The sequence below is a fragment of the Arcicella rigui genome, assembly GCF_034929435.1.
In the GTDB taxonomy this organism is placed as follows: Bacteria; Bacteroidota; Bacteroidia; order Cytophagales; family Spirosomataceae; genus Arcicella; species Arcicella rigui.
In genome coordinates this window covers 15622-37019 of sequence record NZ_JAYFUM010000020.1, presented here as the reverse complement: position 1 = coordinate 37019, position 21398 = coordinate 15622, and the positions used below count along the sequence as shown (strand labels likewise).

Sequence of the window (21398 nt, the reverse complement as noted above, 5' to 3'; positions counted from 1 at the left end):
GTCGATAATTCATAATTCAACACTCATAATTCACAATTCTATTTAATATCCTTCAACATCAACTGAAATGTTTTTCTTCCTTGCCATTCGTTGATTTCTATGGTGTAGCATATTGAAAAGGGTTTGCCTTCTTGTAGTTGTTCAAAATAGTCTTCTACCATTCCGAAACCTACACAAGTATAAGCAGGTGAGCCTTCTTGAAAAACATTGATTTTTAAATGCTTTTCTTTCATTTTCAAGGGTTTTCCATGCAAGTAAACATTTTCAGAAACAAAAACTGGCGTCATATTTTGTGGACCAAATGGCGACATTTGCGACATGATTCTGTGAAATTTATCTGATATTTCTATCAAGGGTAATTTCAAATCTATATCAATCATGGGCGACAATTGTTCTGGCAATATTTTTCGATTAACGACCTCTTCAAATTTACGTCTAAAATTTTCTATCTCAGCGATTTCCAACGTTAAACCTGCCGCAAAAGTATGTCCGCCAAATTGTATCAAATGTTCTGAACATTCCTCGATGGCATCATAAACATCAAACCCCGGTACTGAACGAGCCGAACCCGCAGCGTGTCCATGCGATTCTGTCAGAATAATCGTTGGACGGTGATACTTTTCGATACATCTACTGGCTACAATTCCGATTACTCCTTTATGCCAATCATTTTTAAAAAGTACTGTACTTTTAGCATTTTTCAGAAAATCGTCTTCTTCAATAATACTCAAAGCTTCGGCGGTAATATTACTGTCAAAGCTTTTTCTGTCGTTATTATGTTTGGTAATGATGTTGGCAAAGTCGGTGGCTTCTTCTTCGTTGTCGGTCAATAGTAAATTAACGGCATCGTAGGCGTGTTTGATTCTTCCTGCGGCGTTGATTCTTGGTCCTAAACCAAACACTACTTTACTAATGTCCATTTTACCTGCCAAGCTTGCCGATTGCATCAAAGCTTTCAATCCTGTTCTTGGATTGGAGTTCAATTGTTGCAAACCATAATAAGCCATAATTCTGTTTTCGCCCGTAATTGGCACAATATCGCAGGAAATTGAAGTAACGACTAAGTCTAAATAAGGCATTAATAATTCCTGAGAAATGTCATGTGTCTGGCAGTAGGCTTGTAATAATTTAAACCCAACGCCACAGCCTGTTAATTCTTTGTAGGGATATTCACAATCAGACCTTTTGGGGTCGAGTATTGCCTCGGCTGGCGGAAGGTCGTTATCGTCGGGGCGGTGATGGTCGCATACGATAAAGTCAACGCCATGCTCTTTTGCCCAAGTAATTTTTTCTTTGGATTTAATCCCACAGTCTAAACTCACTATCAAGCCAAAACCTTCATTAGCCGCTTTTTCCACGCCAGCTTGCGAAACGCCATAACCTTCGGCATAGCGGTCGGGAATATAAAATTCTAAAGGACAGTCTTCGGCATTTTGAAAAATAACATTTTTCAAAAAACCATAAAAGGTTGCTACCGAAGTAGTTCCGTCCACATCGTAGTCGCCATAAATCATTATTTTTTCGCCCGAAGAAATGGCTTTTGTTAGGCGTTCTACTGCTTTGTCCATGTCTTTCATCAAGAATGGGTCGTGCAGATGAGCTAAATCTGGGCGAAAAAATGCTTTGGCTTCTTCAAAAGTATTGATGTCACGCTGTGCTAAAAGCGTAGCAATTTCTCGTGAAACATTAATTGCCTCAGAAACTTGTGTTATCTTTTCTGAGGATGGAAGGGCTTTATAAATCCAACGTTTTTCTGTCATAAGGCAAAAATACAAAGACCTGCAAGGTTTCGGAAGCCTTGCAGGTCTAATCTATGTAATTTAAGAAAAATTAAGCTTCAAGAATGTTTTCAGATACAAGTACAAATTAATAGGAATGTCTGCATAGATGTTTTAATGGATGATGCAAACTCAACATTCCTCACTCTCAATTCAACACTCTTACTTAAACGCCTTCTGCTACTACTTCTTTTACTTCTGGAACCATACGAGTTAAAAGATTTTCGATACCTTGTTTCAAGGTCATCGTTGACGAAGGACAACCTGAACATGAACCTTGAAGCAATACTTTCACTGTGCCTTCATTAAAAGAGTGAAAATTGATTGCTCCTCCGTCTGATTCTACGGCTGGGCGAACGTACTGGTCTAAAACTGCTTTGATTTTCACAACAGTTTCTGAATCCTGCTCACCGCCGATTACATCATTGGCTGCAATGGTCGATTTTGTGAATACTTCTTTTTTCTCTTCAAAAAAAGATTTCAAAAATTGTTTTAAACCAAACAGCTCATCTTCCCATTTTGTGTTTTCGTCTTTCGTAACGGTAACAAAATTTGAAGAAATGAATACTCTTTTGACAAAATCAAAACCAAATAAAGCAACTGCCAATGGTGAGTTTTTGCCTTCAGCTACTGCGTCGGAAGGCGTAGCGTAGTCGAACGATAAACCTTCGGGAGCTAAAATAAAGTTCAACACAAACTTCATTGAATTGGGGTTTGGCGTTGATTCTGTGTAAATTAATATCTGCTGTTTTAACATGATTGTTATATAATTAATTAGCTGGAATTGGGCGACTGGAAGAATGAAACTCAAATTCGTTTGAACGATACTTCAAGCACAGATTGAACATTGAAAACACAAAATTAGTTTTCAGAAACGTATAAATTCGATTTCTACCTAAAAAAATGACTGAACACAAGCCCCAAAACAAGCTCAAAGATGGCTCAAGTGGCTGTTAATGTTGTGGTTATCTATTTATCGAGCTTTCTGATTATAAATTTAACAAAAAACTTTAATCTCTGAAAATTAGCGACTTACGTACTTATTCGACGCAAAAATGGATTTTTTGTTGGCATTCCCTTCATTTATCACGAACTTAGAGGGACAAATTGGACAAACCGTTAAAAAACTAACCTACAAATTACGTTTTAGAAAATGTTAGATATAATCCAACTGCTTCCTGATTCTATTGCGAACCAGATTGCCGCTGGCGAAGTCGTTCAGCGACCCGCTTCTGTGGTGAAAGAGCTTTTGGAAAACTCCATCGACGCTAAAGCCACCACGATACAATTGATTGTTCGAGAAGCTGGAAAAAGCCTTGTACAAGTGATTGATAATGGTTTAGGAATGTCGGAAACTGACGCCAGAATGTGTTTCGAGCGTCATGCTACTTCCAAAATTCGTACTTCAGAAGACCTTTTCAAGATTAGAACCATGGGATTCCGTGGCGAAGCGATGGCTTCTATCGCTGCGGTTTCGCAAGTAGAAATGCGTACACGCAGAGCCGTTGATGAATTGGGTATTTTGATAAAAATGGATGCTTCTGAGCTAAAAGTACAAGAGTCTGTTGCTACGCCCGAAGGCACAAGTATTCAGGTAAAAAATCTGTTTTTTAATGTGCCAGCTCGTAGAAATTTCTTGAAGTCGAATCCCGTTGAGATGCGTCATATCATTGATGAATTTCAAAGAGTTGCTTTAGCTAATCCTACTATTGCTTTCAGTTTGCATCACAACGATGCCGAAATTTATAACCTTCCTGCTGGGAAACTCAGCCGAAGAATTGTTGATTTATTCGGGAAAGGCTACCGTGAACAATTGGCTTCTTGCGAAGAAGAAACGTCATTCGTAAGTGTGCGTGGCTACGTCGGAAAGCCGGAGTACGCCAAAAAAACTCGTGGCGAACAGTTCTTTTTTGCCAACAACCGTTTTATCAAAAACAGTTACCTCAATCATGCTGTGATGAGTTCCTTTGAAGGATTAATTCCCGAAGGTTCGCATCCATTTTATGTACTTTTTATTGAAATCGACCCGATTCACATTGATATAAATGTACATCCGACCAAAACAGAAATCAAATTTGATGACGAAAGAACGGTTTATGCTATCGTGCAAGCGGCAGTACGAAAAGCCATGAGTCAGCATAATTTGATGCCTTCATTGGATTTTGAAACGGATGTAAATTTTGCCAATAATCTCTTTCAAATGAGTGGTAATTCGCCTTTCGAGACGAAAGCCATGCCGAGTACTGCGAATACTTTTAGCCGTTCAGAGCCACCAATGAAAGAGCGTTCGAGCCTTACTAATTGGAATAAATTGTACGAAGGTTTGGGAAGACAAATTGAAGATTTCGAGAAGAAAGAACCACAAATTGAACAAGCAAGCCTCGATTTGGGGCAAACAACGACCGAAAGTACTTCATTTTTATTCAAAAGTAAAGCAAACGACATCGGGGCAAATCGTCCACAGCGAGCTTCGCAAGATTCAGAAGCTTCTACTTTTCAGATTCACAACCGCTATATTATTTCGCAGGTAAAATCTGGTATGTTGTTGATAGACCAACGTGCGGCTTATGAACGCATTTTGTATGAAAAATTCTCGCAACATTTACAAAAAAATGGCGGAGCGTCGCAGCAATTACTTTTCCCGACAAAAGTAAAACTGACTACGGCTGATTTTCATTTATTGTTAGAAATTCAAGATGAAATCCGCAATTTAGGATTTGTCTTGAGCGTAGTTGAGCATGATTCTTTCTTGGTAAATGGCATCCCTGCCGATTCGCCCGAAGAAAATGAACAAGAAATGATAGAAGGAATTTTGGAACAATTCAAACGCAATGAAAATGAATTGCATCTGGATAAAGCCGAAAATTTAGCTCGTGCTATGGCAAAACGTTCTGCTGGACGTTTTGGTAATCATCCACTTTCAGTTTTAGAAATGAACACTTTGGTAGAACAGCTTTTTGCTTCTTCAACGCCAAGTTATACGCCAAGTGGCGAAATAACGATGAAGATTTTGTCGTTATCAGAAATGGCAGAACTATTCTTGCGATAGTCTTTTACAACGAAATTTTACGAAACTATACAATGAAATCTAATCGAATTGCGATATTCCTGTTAGGAATTTTTATCTTTTCAGGAGTAGCTGTTTACTTCAAATCTTGTCAGAAAAGTAGCTCAGAAAGCACCCCACCAGAAAGTACCTCTCTTAATCCAGCCCCCAATTTTAATGCAGATTCAGCTTATGCTTATGTTGATAAGCAGGTAAGTTTTGGTCCAAGAGTACCCAATACCAAAGCACATGATGAATGTGCGGCTTGGTTGGTAGCAAAATTCAAACAATTCGGTTGTGAAGTAACTACGCAAGATTATGTAGCTACAACTTTCGACGGAAAGAAGTTGAAATCACAAAATATCATTGCTTCTATCAATCCAACAGCTACAAAAAGAATTTTATTGACAGCTCACTGGGATTCTCGCTCGATTGCAGATAAAGATTCTGTCAATAAAAAATCACCAATCGACGGAGCAAATGATGGCGGAAGTGGCGTTGGTGTTTTGTTAGAATTAGCAAGAAGTATTCAGCAAGGTAAAGAAAAATTGAATGTTGGTGTTGATTTTATCCTTTTTGATTCAGAAGACGTAGGCGAGCCAGAATATTTCCAAGGAGAACACGGACAAAATTCTTGGTGTTTGGGTTCGCAGTACTGGGCAAGCCACAAGCATAAAGATAATTATACCGCTTATTATGGTATTAATTTAGATATGGTTGGAGCAAAAGGGGCGGTTTTCCCAAGAGAGGGCAGTTCAATGCAATATGCTCCGATGATTGTTAGAAACGTTTGGGACATTGCCAGCCGTTTGGGTTACTCTACTTTGTTTATTGATGCCGACGGCGGAGGTTTGATAGATGACCACGTTCCTGTAAATGATATTGCCAAAATTCAAATGATTGACATTATTGAGTTGCGTCCAAACGACCCAAAAACTTTTGGAGCATATCACCATACTCATCAAGACAATATGTCGGTGATTGATAAAAATACTTTAAAGGCAGTTGGGCAAACTGTGCTTACTGTATTATATCAGGAGTAGCTGTGAGCTATCAGCTTTGAGCTATGAGCCGTGAGCCTTGAGCTTTTTGTTTTGTCATAACTCAAAGCTGATAGCTCAAAGCTCATCGCTCACAGCTTAAAGCTTTTCACACTTCTCAAGATAATGCTTACTTTTGTGAAATTTATGGCAAAGAATAGACTTTTATTACTCTTTTTGCCATAGTCTTACAATTTCAATCAACATCCAATGGAACAAACAGAAAATTTAAAATTCGTACATCTCAACGATGTCCACGTATCACTCGGAGCGAAAATGGTACCTTTCGCTGGTTATTCAATGCCAGTATTGTATTCAAACCTTATTCAAGAACATCACGCTGTTCGTAATTCAGTAGGCGTTTTTGATGTTTCGCACATGGGCGAGTTTGTGGTGAAAGGCGAGCGTGCTACCGAATTTTTGCAATATGTTACTTCAAATGATGTTTCGGCATTAGTTGATGGGAAGGTACAGTACTCTTGTTTTCCGAATGACAAAGGAGGAATTGTAGATGACCTTTTGGTATATCGTTGGAACGAAAACGAATATTATTTAGTAGTAAACGCTTCTAATATTGAAAAAGATTGGAACTGGTTACAGCAAAACAATACGTTTGGTGTAGAAATGAAAAACATTTCAGATGGACTAAGTCTCTTTGCTGTTCAAGGCCCAAAGGCGATTGATACACTAAAGAAATTGACAGATTTAGACCTTGATTCAATGGCTTACTATACTTTTAAAACAGGAACAGTAGCGGGCATTGATGACGTATTAATCTCGTCAACAGGTTATACTGGTGCGGGCGGTTTTGAAGTATATGTTTGGAATAAAGATGCCGCAGCGATGTGGAACGCAATTTTTGAAGCAGGAGCAGAATTCAACATCATTCCAGTAGGTTTGGGAGCAAGAGATACTTTGCGTACTGAAATGGGCTTCTGTTTGTACGGAAACGACATCGATGATACTACTTCGCCTATCGAGGCAGGTTTGGGCTGGATTACTAAATTCAATAAGAAATTTATTAATTCGGAATTTCACCAAAAAATCAAAGAAAATGGCCCAACTCGTAAATTAGTAGGTTTTGAAATGATAGACAGAGGTATTCCTCGCCAGCACTACGAAATCATGGATGCCGCAGGAAATATCATCGGAGAAGTAACTTCTGGTACACAATCGCCAAGCTTGAGCAAAGGCATTGGCATGGGCTATATTACCAAAGAATTTACCAATGTAGGTTCAGAAGTGTATATTAATATCCGTAATAAATATTTAAAGGCAGTAGTTACCAAAATGCCTTTTTTGAAGCAATAAGTTTGTATTAGATTCTTTTAAATTATGCAAAAAATAGACGTTTGTGTTAGCCCTGAATTATTACACTTATACAATATTGAAAACTCAATTGTTGTAGTCGTTGATATTTTTAGAGCTACTTCTTGTATGACTACCGCTTTTGCCAATGGTGTCGAAGCCATCATTCCAGTTTCTACGATTGATGAGTGCCTTAGCTACCAAAGAAAAGGTTACTTAGCGGCAGCAGAGCGTGACGGAAAAACACCAGAAGGCTTTGATTTTGATAATTCACCTTTCAGTTATATGACCGAAAAGGTAAACGGAGCAACTGTTTGTGTTACTACTACTAACGGTACTTTGGCGATTACAAAATCTAAATCAGCCGTAAAAGTAATGGTAGGAGCTTTTTTGAACTTAGGAGCTTTAGCCAATTATTTAAAAGACCAACAATACGACATTTTGGTATTGTGTGCAGGCTGGAAAGGCAAGCCCAACTTAGAAGACACACTTTTTGCAGGAGCTTTAGTAGAGCGATTGAAGGAAGAATTTATGGTGGACGACGACTCAGCTTTGATGGCATTGCGTCAGTACGAGTTGGCTAAACATGATTTATTATCCTTCGTAGCGTCGTCATCGCACGTAAAAAGATTACAACGCTTAGGCATTCAAAAAGACATCGCTTATTGCTTACAGCAAGATTTATACGACGTTCTGCCCGTAATGCGTGGCAATATGTTGGTGAAGATGTAAGGTTAAAAGCTCTCAGATACGAAAGTAATGAGGGCTTTTATTTTGAGAAAATTATTCTATATGATTGATTATTAAAGCTTTAATGGTCAATTTTTAAAAGTTGTTGTTGAATTGAACGAACAAAATCAATAGATACATCTGCAATGTCAGCAATTGTTTCAATATCAAGACCTTTTGATAAGGCTTTAGTAACTGTTTCAATATTTTTCTGAACAATTGCCTGTTTGATTTTTCTACTTTCGGCTTTTACAGATTCAGCATTTCGAGCAATTAAAATCTCTAATGACGCTTTTTCGTCTGGTGTCATTCTTCGACTATCCAACTCATCAATGGCAACCTTCAACCATTCTTCATCCCAAAATTTAGGAAATTGTATTGGTTGTGTAACTGTATGTATCGTTTTCATTGTAAATATCAGTTTTTGTAAATCGGTTTGACAATCAGCTTCTTGCAGTATAAATTTATCTAATTCTACGGTAATAAACGTCATTTGGTCATCAAAAAGTTCAGCCCTTTCATTTCGTAGGTTTGCAAGTGTATGATAGTTGCTGTAAGGAAGAATATTATTTGCTAAAATTGCCACACAAAAAATTTTAGTCAGTGTTCCATAGTCAAATTTACCTCGCTTTACCATTGCATTAAATTTATGTAATGCGTAAAACTTCATTCGTTGCACAAAATATGGGGCATCACCATACTGCATTTCTACGATGAAATGATTATTGTTTTCATCTGTACAAGCCAAGTCAAAAATACCACTTCTTCCATCTTGAGTAATTCCCTCGAAAGTATTTTTATCAAATTTTACTTCTTTGATTGGTACTTCTGATTTAATAAGTGCTTGTAAGGCACGTCTTAGAAATAAAGTATTAGCTTCATTGCCAAAGGTAGCCTTAAATCCATAGTCTGAAATTAAAGGAATAAATATGGAGTTTTCTGAGTATAATGCTTCCATAGTATCAAGGGTTTATCTATAATTTTCTACGTAATGTATTAGTTACTTTTCCTGAACAAAACAAAGTCGCTTATTAGCATCAGCAAATGTCAAATCTTCGTATTATAAATGTAAAACACAAACAAATAATTTCCCCAAAACACCCCAATCTTTTCTACAAAAAAGCTACATTTGAATAAGCAATCCTCCGCCATAAACTCAACCTTTTCTATTTACATTTATGGAAAATACTACTGAAAACAAAATTGATAATAAAGGTGATAATAATATCATTATTCAAAAAGTAGGAGGAGGCTCCACCATTACCATACATCATCATACCAAACCCAAACTTCCCAAAGATTTAACGGTACTGATGCCTACCGTTAATTTAAAGGATGTGATTGGGCGTGAGGAGGAAATAGCCGAGCTACATCAATCACTTTTTGAAAACAAGCAAGTGGTGTTGGTGAATGGCTTGGGTGGTATTGGAAAAACGACCTTGAGCCAATCCTACCTGACAAAATACGCCGAACAATACCAACATTTGATGTGGATAACGGTGGGTGGTACTTCTTTGGAAAGTGATTTTATCAATGCGGTGCTATTAGACAAAACCTTTGGTATTAAAACCGAAGGTAAAGAAGTGACGAATATTTTTCATGAAGTCTTACACAATTTAAAGGCGATTGATGCCCAACCCAATTTACTTATCCTCGACAATGCCGATGCTACTTTGAGCAGCTATTATGATAGACTCCCTCGGCAACCCCATTGGCATATATTGGTTACTTCTCGTGAACACATTGAAGGTTTTGAAAGCAAAGAACTTGGTTTTCTCAAACCAGACAAAGCCCTTTTGCTATTTCAAAAGCATTGCACAAGGATTACCGATATTAAAGCCATTGAAACGCTTTTACGGACCATTGATTACCATACTTTAACGATTGAGATTTTAGCCAAAACAGCCCAGTTACAGCGTTTGGACATAGCCACGTTACAAAATGCTATTGAGAAAGACATTAGGGCAAGAGTTAAGATTAAACATAACAGTAACAAAGAAATAGACAAAGTATATACCTATCTCTCTTCTATTTTTGATTTGAGTAATGTAACGGAGGCAGAAGCTTGGCTACTCAAACAAATGGCTTGCTTGCCTACTGATTTTCATGCTTACGATTTGATTAAAGAACTGATTTGTAAGCCCGAAAGTGAGCAAGCGGAGCTTTTACCCGAAAGTATAGAAAGCTTAGTAGCCAAAGGCTGGCTGTTGAAAAACCCAGAAGCCGATAGCTACAAAATGCACATCATTATCGCAGAAGTAAGCCGTAGAAAATTGGAACTTGGAATAAGTGATGTTGAAGTTTTATTGGATAATACAACCCAAAAGCTATCAATAGACCAAACCAAAGATAATCCTGTTGATAAATTTCAGTGGGTTGAATTTGGTAAGGCATTGGAAAGTATTTTTGAAAAAGAGCTTTTGCCTAAAGTTTCAGTACTACAAAATAATTTAGCATTAGTCCTTAAAGATTTAGGCGAGTATGAAAATGCCAAAATATTACTACAAAAAGCCTTGATTTCTGATGAGAAAAACTTTGGTGAAGAGCATCCGACCACGGCAGTTCGTTACTCTAATTTGGCATTAGTCCTTAAAGATTTAGGCGAGTATGAAAAAGCCAAAATATTACTACAAAAAGCCTTGATTTCTGATGAGAAAAACTTTGGTGAAGAGCATCCCTCCACGGCTGTTCGTTACTCTAATTTGGCATTAGTCCTTAAAGCTTTAGGCGAGTATGAAAAAGCCAAAATATTACTACAAAAAGCCTTGATTTCAGCAGAGAAAAACTTTGGTGAAGAGCATCCCTCCACGGCAGTTAGTTACTCTAATTTAGCATTAGTCCTTAAAGATTTAGGCGAGTATGAAAATGCCAAAATATTACTACAAAAAGCCTTGATTTCTGATGAGAAAAACTTTGGTGAAGAGCATCCGACCACGGCAGTTCGTTACTCTAATTTGGCAACCGTCCTTCAAGATTTAGGGGACTATGAAAAAGCCAAAATATTACTACAAAAAGCCTTGATTTCTGATGAGAAAAACTTTGGTGAAGAGCATCCGACCACGGCAGTTAGTTACTCTAATTTGGCAACCGTCCTTATAGATTTAGGGGAGTATGAAAAAGCCAAAATATTACTACAAAAAGCCTTGATTTCAGCAGAGAAAAACTTTGGTGAAGAGCATCCGACCACGGCAGTTCGTTACTCTACTTTGGCATTAGTGCTTAAAGATTTAGGTGATTATGCAGGAGCGAAAGCTTTATTGCAAAAAGCATTGATGTCAATAAAAAAAACTTTGGAGAAGAACATTCTAATATTGCTGTTTGCTATTCTCAATTGGCAGGAGTTCTTATAGATTTAGGAGAGTATAAAGAAGCAATAGTTTTGGTAGAAAAAGCTTATCGGGTAATTTATAAACATTTAGGTGAACAACATCCCTATACAAAAATTGCCTGGATTAATTTACACTATATTATTCAAGAAAGTAAAAAGCAACTCTAATAATAAATATGGAACCCATTACCACCACCGCTATCGCCACTGTCGTTACGTACTTGGCAGGAAAATTGAAAGAAAATCAATCGGTAAAAAGCTTTTTTGATGATTTTACAGAGGCTACTGTCAATTGGATACGTCCTATCTTTTTAAAAGAAGATGGTACAGAAAAGTCTGCCATTCAAGAGTTAAAGAAAGAACCAGATAATCCTACTAATCAAGGAGTAGTACAAGGGCTTATCGTTGATAAAATAGAAGATAATCCAGCAGCAGAAAAATGGCTTTTAGAAATGGCAAAAATCATAGCTGAGAAGCCTGTTACTACTACTAAAAATACTTATACAGCAAATGTACAAGGGAATAACAATAAAGTTATTCAAGGCATCAGTGGAAGTAGTATTATCATTAAGTAGCTCGGGTTTCCAACCCGAATAAAAACCATATTACCCCCCAAATTACTCATGGCATGACTTACAGCTAATCTGTCAATTGCAAATTCATCCCTTTAGTCATGCCATGAGTTTTTTTTAATATCAGGCTTTTGTCTGGCGTGATGCCACCTACATTTAGCGTTATGAGGCTTTTATCTGGCGTGATGCCACTTACATTTAGAGTTATGGGGCTTTTATCTGGCGTGATGCCATTTACATTTAGCGTTATGAGGTTTTTCTCTGGCGTGATGCCACTTGCATTTAGCGTTATTTGGCTTTTCTCTGGCGTGATGCCACTTAAATTTGGCGTTATGGGGCTTTAATCTAATAAATAGCCGTCATCATTTAGATATAAGCCCATTTCATTTAGTGAATAGCCATCATCATTTAGATACAAGCCTATTTCATTTAGAGAATAGTCGTCATTATTTAGATACAATCCTATTTCATTTGGTGAATAGCCATCATCATTTAGATATAAGCTCATTTTATTTAGTGAATTCCAAACAACTGGCAAAGCAACAAAATATTGCCCGTGATGACACGGGCAACGGCGAAAGAGATGTGACAATATCTAAAAGCTGAAATCCGACCGCCGAAATCCGAAATCCAACATCACTCATTCACCTTCACATAAATATCCGTATTACGCCCTTTGTCGTCGCTACATGAAATTTTGATTTTGCCAGCTTCAGGTCTAAAAAATACTTCTGTATTCGGTGAAGCTTTTTGCAATAATTTATCATTGATGTACCAATAAACCGTTTTTACTTCATTGCCTACCTGACAATTCAGCATCAATTTTTGGTTTTCATCTTTGTCCAAAAAATACTCCGAACCATCCACAGGATACACAATTTGCGGAGCGTTGGTATTAAATACTCTTTCACATTTAGGGTTATGCGGAGGCACTTTTTCGTAGAGAATATGTTTGCTTTCGTACCAACTCAATAATTCTGGAGCATAATTTGGGTAAAGTTTCTGCACCGTTCCATTTTCGGGCAAACAATGCGAACAGTAACTTATTTTTTCATCCGTACTTACATAAATATACTTGGCATGTTGGCATTTCGTCATTTTAGATACACTTGGAATATAATAATCCACAATTTGGTGTGTACAAAAATCATTCGGCACATCGCCACTTTCGGCACATACTTTTCGGTAAGCGATATTTTCGGGAGCTTTAAACCATTTAGAAGAAGAATTATAATCGACAGTATTGAAAATATCAAAAAGTAAAGGCGTAGCAATATTTGCTCCCGAAAGTTCGGGAACGCCTTCGCCAGAAAAATTGCCAATCCAAACGCCAATGGTATAATGAGCATTGTAGCCAATACTCCAAGCGTCTTTTTTACCAAAAGAAGTTCCTGTTTTCCAAGCAATTTTTGGCATTCTGTAAGTATAATCGTAATTATTGGGTAAATCTGGACGAGTAATTTGTGCCAAAATTTGCGTAATCAAATAACTGGATTCCTTAGAAATGATTTCATTTTTTATCCGTGATTTTGTATCAGCATTTAAAGTATAAGTAGCTTTCTGGAAATTTCCTTCTTGTGCAAAAGCCGCAAAAAGATTCGTCAATTCTTCTAAAGTAACGCCACAACCGCCTAAAACTAAGGAAAGCCCAAGCTTGGAAGAATTCTTTTTGACCGTCTGGAAATCTGCTTTTTTGAGTTTATCCACCAAAACAGGCGTAGAAATTTCTTTTAAAATCTTTACCGCAGGAATATTCAGCGAGTTCGCCAAGGCGTACTCTATCGTGATTTTTCCATGAAAAAGTTTATCAAAATTTTCAGGTTCAAAACCGCCAAAATTGGTCGGTACGTCGTTAATAGCGGTTTTTGGCGTAATAATTCCTTTGTCGAAAGCCGTTGCATAGAGTAAAGGTTTCAGCGTACTTCCCGGCGAACGAATGGCACGAATGCCATCTACTTGTCCGCCATCAATCGGATTATTAAAATCTGCCGAACCGATATAAGCTTCTACTTGATGCGTTTTATTATTAATCACCATTACGGCAGCATTATGAATGTTCATGGCGTACAAGCGACCGACATAATTCTGCACAATGTTCTCAATCGTCAATTGTTTATGACGAACCAAAGCCGTTTTAATGATAGATTTTGTCGGATTTTCTTGTTTTAAACGCAAAGAAAGATGCGGAGCTAAATGCGGTGCTTCATGGCGAACTACATTCAGCGGTTCGTTCATGGCATCTTCAATATCTTGTGCGTTGAATACTTTTTCTTCCTTGAAATTCTGTAACCAACGATTCCTTTCTTGTAAAATATAAGGATTATTTACACCTAAACGCAAGCTTGAAGGTCGGTTGGGAATGATGGTCAAAGCCGTTACTTCTGCCAAACTCAACACATTGGGCGACTTTTGAAAGTACAAAATAGAAGCTGATTTTAAGCCTTCGATATTCGAGCCATAAGGCACAAGATTGATATAAAACTGTAAGATTTCGTCTTTAGAATAATGAAATTCTAATTGTATCGCCCGAAAAATTTCGATGAATTTATTGAAATAAGTTCTTTTCTGAGGATTCAGCAAGCGGACTACTTGCATCGTAATCGTACTTGCTCCAGAGGTTCTTCTGCCTGTAAGTACATTCTTCACTCCTGCTCGCATCACGGCAAAGGGATTTACGCCAAAGTGCCAACGAAACCAGCGGTCTTCTTTAAAAACGATGGCTTTTTCGAGCGTTGGCGTAATTTCGTTTAGCTCGGTTTCCATTCGCCATTTGTCGGTTTTGTTCAAAAAAGCGTGCAGTAATTTTCCTTCCGAATCGGTAATGAGTGTAGAATAATTGGGGTTGATTCTGAACGGAAAAATCAAATCTAACAAAACAAAAAGCATAAAAAGGCTGGCTATTCCTTTAAAGTATTTGTTTTTGATGATTGCTTGAAAGGCTTTGATGAGTTTTTGCTTGAACATTGTAGCGAAAAGAGATTTTTGTAAAGATATGAATTCGGTTTTTACTTCGGCAACAATTTTAGGCTTTTCAATTTCATCATCAAATTTTACAAAATGAATGCCTGCTTTTACCACATAACCAAATAAAAATAGCGAGGCTTGGGGCTTTGAATATCTTTGTTGGGACTTGAAGACTTTAGGACTGGAGGACTTTAGGATTTTTAGATTTTAGAGACAAGAAGCAAGAGACAAGATTTTAGATTTGGAGACTGGAGGACTTTATGACTTTAGGATTTTAGAGAAAAGACGCAGGATGCAAGACACAGGAATATATTTTTTTGATTTTGACTATCCATGATAAAACTTAAAAAAAGCTCAAAGCTCATAGCCCAAAGCTCACAGCAAATTAGATTTTAGAAGCAAGATACAAGAAGCAAGAAAAAAGATTTTAGACTTTTCAGTTTAGAATTAAATCATAAATATAAGAAATAAAAAAAGCTCAAAGCTCACGGCTCATAGCTCAAAGCTCAAAGCTCGTAACTCAACTAAACCCTCAAAAACAATGCAAAGATTAACCGTAGCGGGACGATTATTGATTACCGCCATTATCGTAGGAGCAATTTACTATGGTTTTACTAAATTCGGAGGACAAGAAGCACTCCAAAAATTAGCTCCAACAACAACAGCTTCTGCCAGCAATACTTCTGATAGTAAAGAAGAATCTTCTTCTGAAGAGAATTCTTCGGCTACCGTTGAAGGCGAGAAAAAGAGTTTTGATTATACTCCTCCTGGCCCAATTGCAGGGAAATTGAAAGGAGTAGTTGAATTGGGTGCAAGTGGTTTCAATTCATTTATTATCAGAATTGATGCTGACAAACGTTGGAAGCTTGAAAAAGCAGAGTTTGGAAACAGTTTGGTGATTGAAAACATGGCAAGTGATGATGACATCAGAGCAGGTTTGAAAAAATACATCGGTGGAATGTTGGATTATGGCGTAAGTGGAAAAGATATTCACTTTGTGGTAAGTTCTGGAGCGGTAAAAGCAGAAGGAACTCAGAAAATCATTAAAGTATTGAAATCTTTGAAATACTTTGTAAATACCGTAACACCAGAACAAGAAGGAATTTTAGGCTTGAAATGTGTACAACCTGCCGAATATGCTGATAATTCATTTGTAGCGGATATTGGTTCGGGAAATACCAAAATTTCATGGAAAGAAAATGGTAAATTAACTTCCGTAGAATCGTATGGAGCGAAGTATTTTCAGAATGGAGTAAGTGACGAAACGGTTAGTAAAGAAGTGAGCGAAAAAGCCAAACAAGTACCCGAAGCAAATCGTAAAACTTGTTTTATCATCGGTGGTGTACCTTTTGAATTAGCGAAGAAAGTAAGAAAAGACAAAGAACGTTATACCGTTTTGGATGCTCCATCGGCTTATCAGTTAGACAATGCGAAATCTAAAGCTGGTTTAAATATCTATAAATCCATTGCTGAATCAACAGGTTGCGAACAATTCGTATTCGATTGGGACGCAAACTTTACCATCGGCTTTTTGTTAGATTTACCATAAATGTCAAGAATGTCCAAGTTTGGGATAATTTGAGAGAATAAAAAAACCTTCTGTTTCACAAACAGAAGGTTTTTATGTTTTATGCTAAATTTTATCAGCGATATTTCTATCGTTTGATAGTCTTGGTACTTTGTTTTGTCCGCCCAATTTTCCTTGCGATTTCATGTAATCAATAAAAGCATTTTTAGGTAATACTCTTATTTTCAAAGGTTGAAGAATATTTCCCGTCATCAAATCGTCATAATAAACATTCAACTGAGCTAATTTCTCATTGATGTCTTTGGCGAAAGCGTTTAAATTATTCGGTTCTTTTGAAAACTCAATCAGCCATTCATGATAGGGCAAACCTCCTTCTGGTGGTGTTACTTGCGGAGCAACGGTAAATTCCACCAACTCCACTTCTGGATGACGCTGTACGGCAAACTGCATGGCTTTTTCTACTTCTTCGCCAATGACGTGTTCGCCAAAGGCTGAAATAAAGTGCTTGATTCTACCCGAAACAATAATTCTGTACGGATTCAAGGAAACAAACTTCACGGTATCGCCAATAGAATAACCCCAAAGTCCAGCATTGGTATTCATCACTACGGCATAATTTACGCCCAATTGTACTTCGCCAATGTGCAAGCGGCGTGGATTTTCCTTGAAGTAATCTTCCACAGGAATAAATTCATAGAAAACACCCGAATTCAAGAGTAACAAAAGTCCTTCGGCATTTTGCGAATCTTGGTAAGCAATAAAACCTTCGGAAGCTGGGTAAGTTTCTATGGAATCTATTTGTTTTCCGATAGATTCAAAAAGTTTAGCTCGATACGGCTCAAAATTTACGCCACCATAAACAAAGAGCGAAAATTCTGGAAAAACATCTTTGATTTTTTTTCCCGTTCTGGCTTGAATACGGTCGAAGTACATTTGTACCCACGGCGGAATACCCGAAATCAAAGACATAGGTTTTTCAATCGTTTCGTCTATGATTTTATCCAATTTTGTTTCCCAATCTTCAATACAATTGGTTTCATAACTGGGCATTTGATTACTTCTTAAATATCCCGGCACATGATGATTGACAATTCCCGAAAGTCGCCCAGTGAAAACACCATTTTTCTGAATCATCTCAGGCGAACCCGACAAGAAAATCAAGTTTTTATCTAAAAACTGAGAATTGCTCGTTTCATGTACGTAACTCAACAATGCGTCTCTTGCTCCGTTGATATGAAAACCGATTGATTCTTTAGAAATTGGAATATATTTTACGCCCGATGTTGTGCCAGAAGTTTTAGCAAAATAGAGCGGTTTATTTTTCCAGAGAATATCGCTTTCGCCAGCTACTACTTTTTCTATATAAGGTTTAAGATTTTCATAATCTTGTACAGGAATAGCCTCTTTAAAACTTTGATAATCTGTAATTTCTCCAAAGCGATGGTCTTTGCCAAAAAGTGTATGAGAAGCATCCGCAACCAAACTTTTCATCAAAGCCAATTGTGTTTCTACCGCACGTTTTTCCCATTTTTGGCGATTTTGTACTACATAAGCGGCAAAAGGTTTTGCCAGAATCGAACGAAAGCCCATAAAGTCTATGGTTTATGATTGTTTTTTAATTTGTTCTTCTGATTATGGGTAAAGTTAGCAACAAAATCAAGAGGAATTACATTCTGAATGTTAAACGATGATGAATCGTTACACCAAATTCTTTAATGGCTTTTCTGTGTTTGGGTGTTGGATAGCCCGCATTGTGTTCCCAACCGTATTCTGGAAAACTTTTAGCAAGCTCTTCCATTAAATCGTCTCGATAAGTTTTTGCCAAAATCGAAGCCGCAGCAATAGATAAAAACTTTGTATCTCCCTTCACAATACAAGTATGTGGAATCTGTGGATAATTCGGGAAACGATTGCCATCAATCAATAAATGTTCTGGTCTAACTTTCAGTTTATCTGTTGCCAAGTGCATTGCTTTCATGCTGGCTTTCAGGATATTAATTTCATCAATTTCTTGGTTTGATACTTCGGCAATTTCCCAAGCTATCGCATCATTCAGAATGTCTTTTCTAAGTGTTTCTCGCTGACTTTTAGTAAGTTGCTTAGAGTCGTTGAGTAGTGTGTGAGTATAATATTTGGGTAAGATTACCGCCGCCGCCACTACTGGCCCTGCAAGGCATCCTCTTCCAGCTTCGTCTAAGCCAGCTTCAATAAAATTTTCATTATAAAAACTTTTCAACATCTTCTGAATTAATTATGTATTTTTAGTTTATAAAATTTATATGGTTAGACTTTAGTATTGATAAAGTACAATTTTTTGTTCGGGTGTTTGCTCAAAATCATTTTTTACAAATGTAATATGTTAAATCTGTTTACAGATAATCATTATTCCAATTGCTTTTTGTGTAATACTCTTTGGCATGATTTGTGTGTATCCATGCTCTATTGACTCCAATATTTTTTGGTAATAAATACCACTGTTTTTCTAAAATTGAAAAAGAAATTGTCAACTAAAAGAAATACTTCCATGCGATTGAGAATGCCATTTTTAATAAAAAGTGGACTTATTTTTCTTTTCATTGTTGTTACAAATACTCAGATAATCGCTCAGCGATTTGATTCCCAACTCAATGAAGCCATTCGTGTTTTTGATTCAAAAAATTACGTTTCGGCCATTGAGAAGTTCAATTTGCTTTTAAAATATGGGAAGGCAACACTCTCTGAAAAAGAAAAATTATCCATCCTTCTAAAACTCGCTTTTAGCTATAAGGAAAATAATGAAAGTTTGAACGCAGAAAACGTCTATCGTGAGATTCTAAATACTTCTTCTAATTTATCGGGCGAAGCCGCTAAAGCTTACTTGCATTTTTCACAAGTATTAGCCAGTAACGGTAAGCTTCAGGAAGCTCAAAAGTACTTTGCTTTGTATGAAGAAAGCCAATCGACAGATTCTAAACTTCAAGAAAGTACTAAAAAGGGAGATGTAAATGCTAAAAAAACACAAGACCCATTTTCTAATTTTTATCCTTACAAAGTTGAATTTTTAGCATTCAATAGTGCTCGTTCTGATTTTAGTCCTGCTTATTATAAAGATGGAATTGTATTTTGTGCAAATGATTTTCCGTCAGGGAAGTCTGCAAACGGAAAAGTAAGTAAATATTGGGATTTGTATTATATGTCCGATATTAGTAAAGTACAAAAAGTTGCCGAAACGGAAATCGAAAAAATCAAGAAAAATGCCTTGAATAAAAATGCAAAATCGGCTTATGATTACCGCAGAACATCCAATGATTCGCAGACCTTAAATTACAATATTAGCGAAGACCAAGTAATCAATACTATCGACCAAGCAGAACAATTGAGTAAAGTTTTTGGTGCAAAATATCATTGGGGGCCAGCTACTTTTAGCCGTGACTTTACAAAAATTATTTTTTCAAGCGATTATGTGAAAGATGGAGCTAAGTCAGCCACCAAAGATGAGGTTGGAGGCAAGTATAAATTATACATTTCAGAAAATATCAATGGTAGATGGACTGAGGCAGTAGAATTACCCTTCAATGGCAATAATTTTTCTACAAGTCAACCTTCATGGACAGCAGATGAAAGATTACTTTTCTTTGCTTCAGACCGCAACGGAGGCTTTGGTGGCATGGATATTTGGGTAGTGGAGTATCAAAAAGGACATTGGGGCGAACCTAAAAATCTGGGAAAAGATGTCAATTCAAAAGATTCGGAAGAATATCCTTTCGTAGATGCAAAAGGCAATTTGTATTATGCTTCAAACGGACAAGGAACAAAAGGTGGCTACGATATTTTCTTCGTAGAAATGAATGGAACAAAAAATACTTCGTTGCCGCTACATTTAAGCGAGCCTTTTAATACGATTTATGATGATTTCGGTATTGTTGCCGATGCCAGTCGCAGAGTTGGTTATTTTAGTTCAAATCGACACAGTAATAGTGATTTTGACATTTATCGTTTTATGAGAGAAAGCAAACCAAACGATTGTTATGAAAAAACGCTTAGTGTTTTCGATGCCAATACTAAAAATGGATTAGCCAGTGCAGACGTAACCATTGTAGCGAAAGGTGGAAAACCAGAATTAAAGAAAACAGACAGTAACGGAAAAATTTCTTTCTGTACTACGCAAGATACTGACTATACCATCAAAATCAACAAGGCGGGTTATCAGACCAACTCTTTAGTTTTTTCGGCAAGTAGCGAATCAGCTTTGGCTTCGTCTGAATTAGAAGTATTGTTGGATAATGTAAAGAAAAACGAGCTTGAACTTAAAATTGCTCCAAGCCGTAAAGAAATGACAAAGATTCTTAGTAACTCTAAAGTTTCGTCCAAAACAGGTAAAAGAAGTATTACAGGTTATGTAGTAGATGCCAATAATCAGCCAGTAGAAGGCGTAAATGTAATTTTCAAAAATATTTGCGACAATACCGTTCAGCAAGTGATTTCTGGCCCCGACGGTGGATATACTTTTTTGGTGAATGCAGATTGTAATTCATTTACGGTAGAAAAATCAAAAAGTGGTTTTGCAAAAACTATCAACCATATTACGCCACAAGGTACAATGGAACAAGGCGAAGGTGATAAATTGTACAAAGAAGGAGATAAGATTATATTGTACAGCATTTCTTATGAGAACGGAACATCTACTCTTCGTCCAGAGGCAATTAAAGAATTGAATAGATTGGCAAATATTCTATCTAAAACACCTTCGATGGTGATAGAATTGGGTTCGCATACTGATAGCCGTGGAGATGATGGCGAAAATCTTAGATTGTCGTTGAGGAGAGCTCAAGTTGCTAAAGACTATCTCATCGGCAAAGGCATCAGTGGAGACAGAATTTATCCAAAAGGCTATGGCGAAAAAGAACCTATTAATGGCTGTACAAATGGCGTAAGTTGTACAGAAAGCGAGCATCAAAAAAATAGAAGAACAACGATAAAAATACTGAAAGTAAGATAGATTTATTAGGTTTGTTTAGAAAGGCTTGGTTATTTAACCGAGCCTTTTTTTGTGTTTTCCCAATTACTCATGCCAGAGAATCATACCATTTTTGAGAAGTACTTTTATATTTAAGCATCTCATTGAA

General features: G+C 37.0%; 15 protein-coding genes. 9 read left to right on the top strand and 6 right to left on the bottom strand.

The window, feature by feature from the left end:
- Positions 1-38: 38 nt before the first annotated feature.
- A complete protein-coding gene (recJ, locus tag VB248_RS16230; protein WP_323297852.1) occupies positions 39-1760 on the bottom strand; it encodes a single-stranded-DNA-specific exonuclease RecJ in 1722 nt (573 codons plus the stop codon).
- A gap of 184 nt (positions 1761-1944) precedes the next feature.
- Complete coding sequence (locus VB248_RS16225) at positions 1945-2535, bottom strand: NifU family protein (protein WP_407652915.1); 591 nt, start codon at positions 2533-2535, stop codon at positions 1945-1947.
- A 396-nt stretch (positions 2536-2931) separates the two neighbouring features.
- Here VB248_RS16225 and mutL point away from each other — a divergent pair, with 396 nt between their 5' ends.
- The 4 genes from mutL (at position 2932) to VB248_RS16205 (ending at position 7904) form a co-directional block, all read left to right on the top strand.
- A complete protein-coding gene (mutL, locus tag VB248_RS16220) occupies positions 2932-4827 on the top strand; it encodes a DNA mismatch repair endonuclease MutL (protein WP_323297851.1) in 1896 nt (631 codons plus the stop codon).
- Positions 4828-4859: 32 nt separating this feature from the next.
- On the top strand, positions 4860-5867 hold the full coding sequence (locus VB248_RS16215) for a M28 family peptidase (RefSeq protein ID WP_323297850.1): 1008 nt from the start codon (positions 4860-4862) through the stop codon (positions 5865-5867).
- A 207-nt stretch (positions 5868-6074) separates the two neighbouring features.
- On the top strand, positions 6075-7175 hold the full coding sequence (gene gcvT, locus VB248_RS16210; protein WP_323297849.1) for a glycine cleavage system aminomethyltransferase GcvT: 1101 nt from the start codon (positions 6075-6077) through the stop codon (positions 7173-7175).
- 24 nt (positions 7176-7199) lie between these two features.
- Positions 7200-7904 carry a 2-phosphosulfolactate phosphatase gene (locus VB248_RS16205; protein WP_323297848.1) on the top strand — a complete coding sequence of 235 codons (705 nt, stop codon included), beginning with the start codon at positions 7200-7202 and terminating at the stop codon, positions 7902-7904.
- Positions 7905-7983: 79 nt separating this feature from the next.
- On the opposite strand, the gene VB248_RS16200 is transcribed toward VB248_RS16205, so the two are convergent.
- Positions 7984-8859, bottom strand: coding sequence for an Rpn family recombination-promoting nuclease/putative transposase (locus tag VB248_RS16200; protein WP_323297847.1), 876 nt, complete (start codon positions 8857-8859; stop codon positions 7984-7986).
- 220 nt (positions 8860-9079) lie between these two features.
- On the opposite strand from VB248_RS16200, the gene VB248_RS16195 reads away from it, so the two are divergent.
- Genes VB248_RS16195 through VB248_RS16190 form a run of 3 tightly spaced genes read left to right on the top strand, consistent with a single transcriptional unit; the run spans position 9080 to position 11804 of the window.
- Entirely contained in the window at positions 9080-11251 is a 2172-nt protein-coding gene (locus VB248_RS16195; RefSeq protein ID WP_323297846.1) for a tetratricopeptide repeat protein, read from the top strand.
- On the top strand, positions 11233-11397 hold the full coding sequence (locus VB248_RS22610) for a hypothetical protein (RefSeq protein ID WP_407652914.1): 165 nt from the start codon (positions 11233-11235) through the stop codon (positions 11395-11397). The genes VB248_RS16195 and VB248_RS22610 overlap by 19 nt, the downstream gene beginning before the upstream one ends.
- An 8-nt stretch (positions 11398-11405) precedes the next feature.
- The gene (locus VB248_RS16190) at positions 11406-11804 is read left to right on the top strand and encodes a hypothetical protein (RefSeq protein WP_323297845.1); all 399 of its coding nucleotides are present in this window, start codon (positions 11406-11408) and stop codon (positions 11802-11804) included.
- Positions 11805-12437: 633 nt separating this feature from the next.
- Here VB248_RS16190 and pbpC read toward each other — a convergent pair.
- Positions 12438-14765, bottom strand: a complete 2328-nt coding sequence (gene pbpC, locus VB248_RS16185; protein WP_323297844.1) for a penicillin-binding protein 1C — start codon at positions 14763-14765, stop codon at positions 12438-12440.
- A 541-nt stretch (positions 14766-15306) separates the two neighbouring features.
- Between pbpC and VB248_RS16180 the strand changes: the two genes are divergently transcribed.
- A complete protein-coding gene (locus tag VB248_RS16180; RefSeq protein WP_323297843.1) occupies positions 15307-16314 on the top strand; it encodes a hypothetical protein in 1008 nt (335 codons plus the stop codon).
- Positions 16315-16398: 84 nt separating this feature from the next.
- Here VB248_RS16180 and VB248_RS16175 read toward each other — a convergent pair whose 3' ends face one another.
- Positions 16399-17883: a GH3 auxin-responsive promoter family protein gene (locus tag VB248_RS16175; protein WP_323297842.1), complete on the bottom strand. Its 1485-nt coding sequence runs from the start codon at positions 17881-17883 to the stop codon at positions 16399-16401.
- Positions 17884-17959: 76 nt separating this feature from the next.
- Positions 17960-18532: a ribonuclease HII gene (locus VB248_RS16170; RefSeq protein ID WP_323297841.1), complete on the bottom strand. Its 573-nt coding sequence runs from the start codon at positions 18530-18532 to the stop codon at positions 17960-17962.
- 261 nt (positions 18533-18793) lie between these two features.
- Between VB248_RS16170 and VB248_RS16165 the strand changes: the two genes are divergently transcribed.
- Positions 18794-21271, top strand: a complete 2478-nt coding sequence (locus tag VB248_RS16165; RefSeq protein WP_323297840.1) for an OmpA family protein — start codon at positions 18794-18796, stop codon at positions 21269-21271.
- The last annotated feature ends 127 nt before the right edge of the window (positions 21272-21398 follow it).